The organism is Chamaesiphon sp. GL140_3_metabinner_50, assembly GCF_025361915.1.
GTDB lineage: Bacteria > Cyanobacteriota > Cyanobacteriia > Cyanobacteriales > Chamaesiphonaceae > Chamaesiphon.
Map to the genome: position 1 here is coordinate 1 of NZ_JANYJC010000325.1, position 4799 is coordinate 4799.

A 4799-nucleotide genomic window follows, 5' to 3' on the forward strand; every position below is an offset into this window, starting at 1 on the left:
ATCAGCCTTTAACGGGCGATTATCAGCCGCACTCGGCAAGCGGAAACCGTGATCGATCAGCACTGTTTTGCGCGCTCGATCGCCATTATACATCCCGCGAATTTGCGGAACGGTAACATGCGATTCATCAACTACTAATAACCAATCATCGTCGAAATAATCTAACAAACATTCCGGCGGATCGCCAGCATTGCGTCTGGCTAAATGACGCGAATAATTTTCCACTCCATTACAAAAACCCACCTCGCGCAACATTTCCAAATCGTAGCGCGTCCGCTGGTCGATCCGTTGAGCTTCGATTAATTTACCATTAGTTTCTAACTCAACAATCCGTTTTTTTAACTCATCATCGATATCATTACAAGCATCCTGCAACGTATCTTCCGGCGTAACAAAGTGCCGCGCTGGATAGATATTCAAACCACCAACCGTATTCAAAATTTCGCCCGTCACCGGATCGACATACCGAATCGCTTCAATTTCATCGCCAAAAAATTCCACCCGCACGATCCGATCTTCGTAAGCTGGGCCAATTTCTACCACATCACCACGTACCCGAAAATTACCGCGTTTTAAGTCGATATCGTTGCGACTATATTGCACCGAAACCAACTGCTTCAACATTTCCCGCTGGTCGATTTCCATTCCTACCTTCAGCGGAATTGCCGCCTTCAGATATTCTGCTGGCGTACCCAAACCGTAGATACAACTAATCGAAGCTACCACAATTACATGCCGATGCTCGAATAACGATCGCGTCGCCGAATGTCGCAACATATCGATTTCATCATTAATTGCCGATGCTTTTTCGATAAAAGTATCGCTGACGGCAATATACGCCTCCGGCTGATAATAATCGTAATAAGAAACAAAATACTCGACGGCATTGTGCGGGAAAAATTGCCGCAATTCGTTACACAATTGCGCCGCTAATGTTTTATTATGAGCTAATACTAATGTCGGCTTCTGATACTGGGCGATCGTCGCTGCGATCGTAAATGTTTTCCCCGTCCCCGTCGCACCGAGCAAAGTCTGGAACTGCTGTTGCGATTTTAACCCAGCCACGAGCTGCGCGATCGCCGCAGGTTGGTCGCCAGTCGGTTTAAATGGTGCTTCTAGTTTAAATTCGTTATCGTCCATGCCGCTTATTACCACCAGTTACATCGAACAAAAGACCAAATTACCAAAAATCGGTCGTTACATTCTAGCGCAATTTGATGAAAAAGGGGTAATTGTGTACCAGGCGTATCGCCCCGAAATCGGACATTTTGCAGCGACTCAAGGCTACTTCGGCGGCGATCGTTTCAGTCTAACTCGGATGAGCTGGGTTAAGCCCAATTTCTTATGGATGATGTACCGATCCGGTTGGGGACAGAAAGAGGGGCAGGAGGTGGTTTTGGCAGTTAAAATTAAAAGGGAAGCCTTCGATACGATTTTAGCTAACGCCGTCCGTTCTAGCTACAATCCCGATCTCTACCCCACCGAAAAAGACTGGAAACGCGCCGTAAGTAGTTCTAACGTCAGATTGCAATGGGATCCCGACCACAGCCCGACTGGGGGCAAATTAGAGCGCAAAGCGATTCAATTAGGGTTGCGGGGGGATGTGCTGGCTTTGTATGCGCGGGAGTGGATAATTTCGATCGAGGATATCTCTGAATTCGTCTACGAACAATCTCAAAATCTGGTGGATTTCGATAAGTTAATCGTACCGAGTGAGACGATTTATCCTGTAACAGATGCAAAAGTCGCAGCACAATTGCAATTATCGGGTGATTTGATGCTCTTTTCCAAAGATAATGCTAACGAATTATAAATTAATGTGTGATGACGAGTTATTGTAGAATCAATAATTGTAAGTTACGGCTACAAAGCTAAAGATTAATCGTGGGAGCCTGGGGACATTTATCATTTGACAACGATACCACTAATGACTGGGCCAGCGGTCTAGAAAAAGTTGATGACTTGTCGCTGGTGGAATCTGCTTTTGATGAGTTGGAAGATATTAGTGATGACTATCTCGAAGAGGACATTGCATGTGCAGCTATTGGTGCATGTGAAGTCATTGCCCGACTATTGGGTAATCCAGGATATACGAATGTGTATACAGAAAAAGTCGATCTATGGGTAGCAGCTCGCAAGCTCAAACCCTCACCAGAGTTATTGCAGAGAGCTGTCGCCGCGATAGATCGAATTATTACTGACAATTCAGAACTATGTGAGTTGTGGGAGGAAAATGATGATTGGATTGGGGCAATGGAAGATCTGCGATCGCGTTTACAGACATATATTTGTAGGTTGGGTTGAAGAATGAAACCCAACAACCTAAGCTAGCAGGGCATTCCCTCGTGGTTGCCCTTACAGATTTTTGTGACTTAGGAAATCGAGTTGTTGATTTCTGCTCGATCGAGACAAACTATAATAGAGCTATCACTAGTCGCTAGGCGATCGTCAGGTCATGCGTGAAACCAGTTATGATGTAGTGCTGTATGGTGCCAGTGGCTTTGTGGGCAAGCAAACTGTCCGGTATTTTGCCGAACGTGCTGGCGCAGGGGTAAGGTGGGCGATCGCGGGTCGAGATCGCCACAAGTTAGAATCAGTCAGGGCAGAAGTGGGCATCGCTGTCGATATTCTCGTCGCTGATAGTCAAGATAAAACTGCCATCGACACGATCGTGTCCCAGACGCGAGTATTATTAAATACGGCTGGGCCATTTGCGCTGTATGGCGATGCGATCGTCGATGCTTGCGTCCGATATCGTACCCACTATGTCGATATTACGGGCGAAACGCCGTGGGTAAAGGGATTAATCGATCGCTATCATCTGCAAGCTGCTACCGATGGGACGCGGATTATTCCGTGTTGTGGCTTTGATTCTGTCCCTTCTGATTTAGGTGCTTATCTGCTGGTGCGGTATCTCCAGCGAGAATTGGGTACCAATTGTACTCATGTCAAAGCTTATTATCAGGCGGCTGGTGGTTTTAATGGTGGTACGCTGGCTAGTGGTTTGAGTATTTACGATCGCGGTGAGCTAGATTTAGTTACCAATCCGTTCCTACTCAATCCGCCGGAATCTGTCCCCACAGATGTAGATAAACATCGCGATCCTACTTCTCCTCAATACGATGCCGAGATGGAGACTTGGGTTGCGCCATTTTTTATGGGTGTAGTCAATACGCGGATCGTTCGCCGCAGTCAGGCATTATTCGAGCGATGGCAAGAATCTTATGGTACCGATTTTAGCTATCAGGAATACTTCAAATTCAACCCGCCGTGGGCATGGCTTCAGTCTACGGCAATGGTGGGGGGTATGGCGGTAATTGGTGGCGCGATTGCGATACCGCCCCTGCGCTCTCTCCTCGAATCAATTATCCCCCAAGTTGGGAGCGGGCCGACGGAGCAAACGATGAATGAAGGTTGGTTTCGGTGCGAACTGTTGGGATGGGGCAGCCAGGGGCAACGGGTACGAGGGCTGATTGCCGATGCTGGCGATCCTGGCAATCGTGCTACGGTTAAATTTGTGTGCGAGTCGGCGTTGTGTCTGGCGGTGGATTTCGACAGGTTGCCAGGAGGGGCGCAGTGGGGTGGAATTTTGACTCCCGCGACTGGATTGGGAGATGTGTTGGTAGAACGGTTGCGTCGGGCAGGAATGCAGCTTGAAGTTGAGATGATGTCAGTCGCTCGGCGGTAAAAAAGTCTTCTCAAGCACAGCAAATCTAGTTACAACCACATCCCTACCCAAATCGAACTACCTGTGCTATAATAAAATCGATGTCTGCGGATATGGCGGAATTGGTAGACGCGCCAGATTTAGGTTCTGGTTTCGCAAGAAGTGAAGGTTCGATTCCTTTTATCCGCATCTAGAGTAAAAATCCGATCGGAGCAACAATCGACTGTAGTAGAGTTAACTCAGTCGATTTTGCGTATATCCCTATTAGATGAAGACGATCGTCGAATTTCTGCAATCATTAATTGTTCCTGCGCCGATTGCACCAGAAGTCATCCGTGCCAAAGCTCACGAGCTGTGGAAAGCACAGGGAGGGGGACATATTAACCCCGATGCTAATTGGCAAGCCGCGATAGAGCAATTACAGTTAGCCGAAAAACTCAGTCGGCGCAACTTTTTTCTAGAACTAATTCGGCCGATCATTGCGAGTATGAGTACTGGCGCAACAATTTTTGGTGGCTCGATTTTATTTCTGAACTTTTCTCAAGGCGAAAATCGACTGATTACCGAACTATTTACCCGCTCGATCGAGCAACTGGGAAATCAAACCGAAACAATTAGAATTGGCGGTATTTATGCCCTAGAAAGAATCGCCAACGACTCACCCAGAGATGGCTGGACGATAATGGAAGTATTATCTTCTTTCGTGCGTGGCAAACAAGATCTTAAAGGTCAAGACATTGCTAATTTATCAGCAATTCGGACTGATGCATAAGCCGCACTCACCGTGATTGCGCGGCGCAAAATCGAACTCGAAACTGACAGTCAGTATCTAGATTTGAGCTTTACAAATCTTCGTACTGCCAACCTCATCGGAGCCAATTTAGATCGCACTAAACTAATTAGTTCCAGTCTCATTTAAGCCGATTTACGATCGGCAAATCTTAACGATGTCAATTTCAGTCATGCCAATCTCAATGGTGCCAATCTCACGCAAGCTAAATTAGTTGAAGCCAATTTAATTCAAGCCAATTTGAGTAATACAAACCTCAGTGCAGCCAACTTAGATCGAGCTAATTTAAATAAAGCCGATCTCAGCAATGCGATACTCGATGGCTCGATTTTAACTAATCCT

6 protein-coding genes, 1 tRNA gene and 1 pseudogene are annotated in these 4799 nt (G+C 46.6%); 7 read left to right on the top strand and 1 reads right to left on the bottom strand.

Annotated elements, in window-relative coordinates; all coding sequences use genetic code 11:
• On the bottom strand, nt 1-1140 hold a 1140-nt coding region (locus Q0R35_RS16050; RefSeq protein WP_295620594.1), incomplete at its 3' end, for a DEAD/DEAH box helicase family protein.
• Between Q0R35_RS16050 and Q0R35_RS16055 the strand changes: the two genes are divergently transcribed.
• The 7 genes and pseudogenes from Q0R35_RS16055 to Q0R35_RS16085 all read left to right on the top strand — a co-directional run.
• Nucleotides 1139-1813: a DUF4291 domain-containing protein gene (locus Q0R35_RS16055; RefSeq protein WP_295620597.1), complete on the top strand. Its 675-nt coding sequence runs from the start codon at nt 1139-1141 to the stop codon at nt 1811-1813. The two genes, Q0R35_RS16050 and Q0R35_RS16055, sit on opposite strands and share 2 nt — an antisense overlap.
• 71 nt (nt 1814-1884) lie before the next feature.
• Complete coding sequence (locus Q0R35_RS16060; RefSeq protein WP_295620600.1) at nt 1885-2304, top strand: DUF4259 domain-containing protein; 420 nt, start codon at nt 1885-1887, stop codon at nt 2302-2304.
• A gap of 151 nt (nt 2305-2455) precedes the next feature.
• Nucleotides 2456-3688: a saccharopine dehydrogenase NADP-binding domain-containing protein gene (locus Q0R35_RS16065; protein ID WP_295620603.1), complete on the top strand. Its 1233-nt coding sequence runs from the start codon at nt 2456-2458 to the stop codon at nt 3686-3688.
• Nucleotides 3689-3774: 86 nt separating this feature from the next.
• A tRNA-Leu gene (locus Q0R35_RS16070) sits at nt 3775-3856 on the top strand.
• 79 nt (nt 3857-3935) lie between these two features.
• On the top strand, nt 3936-4439 hold the full coding sequence (locus tag Q0R35_RS16075) for a hypothetical protein (RefSeq protein ID WP_295620609.1): 504 nt from the start codon (nt 3936-3938) through the stop codon (nt 4437-4439).
• Between the two features lie 12 nt (nt 4440-4451).
• Entirely contained in the window at nt 4452-4586 is a 135-nt protein-coding gene (locus Q0R35_RS16080) for a pentapeptide repeat-containing protein (protein ID WP_295620613.1), read from the top strand.
• 12 nt (nt 4587-4598) lie between these two features.
• Nucleotides 4599-4799: pseudogene (locus Q0R35_RS16085) on the top strand (pentapeptide repeat-containing protein); the annotation flags it as partial.

Excerpts from the sequence above, each read along its gene's own strand:
- Q0R35_RS16075 (WP_295620609.1), top strand. The coding sequence starts at position 3,936 with ATGAAGACGATCGTCGAATTTCTGCAATCATTAATTGTTCCTGCGCCG.
- Q0R35_RS16055 (WP_295620597.1), top strand. The coding sequence starts at position 1,139 with ATGCCGCTTATTACCACCAGTTACATCGAACAAAAGACCAAATTACCA.
- Q0R35_RS16065 (WP_295620603.1), top strand. The coding sequence starts at position 2,456 with ATGCGTGAAACCAGTTATGATGTAGTGCTGTATGGTGCCAGTGGCTTT.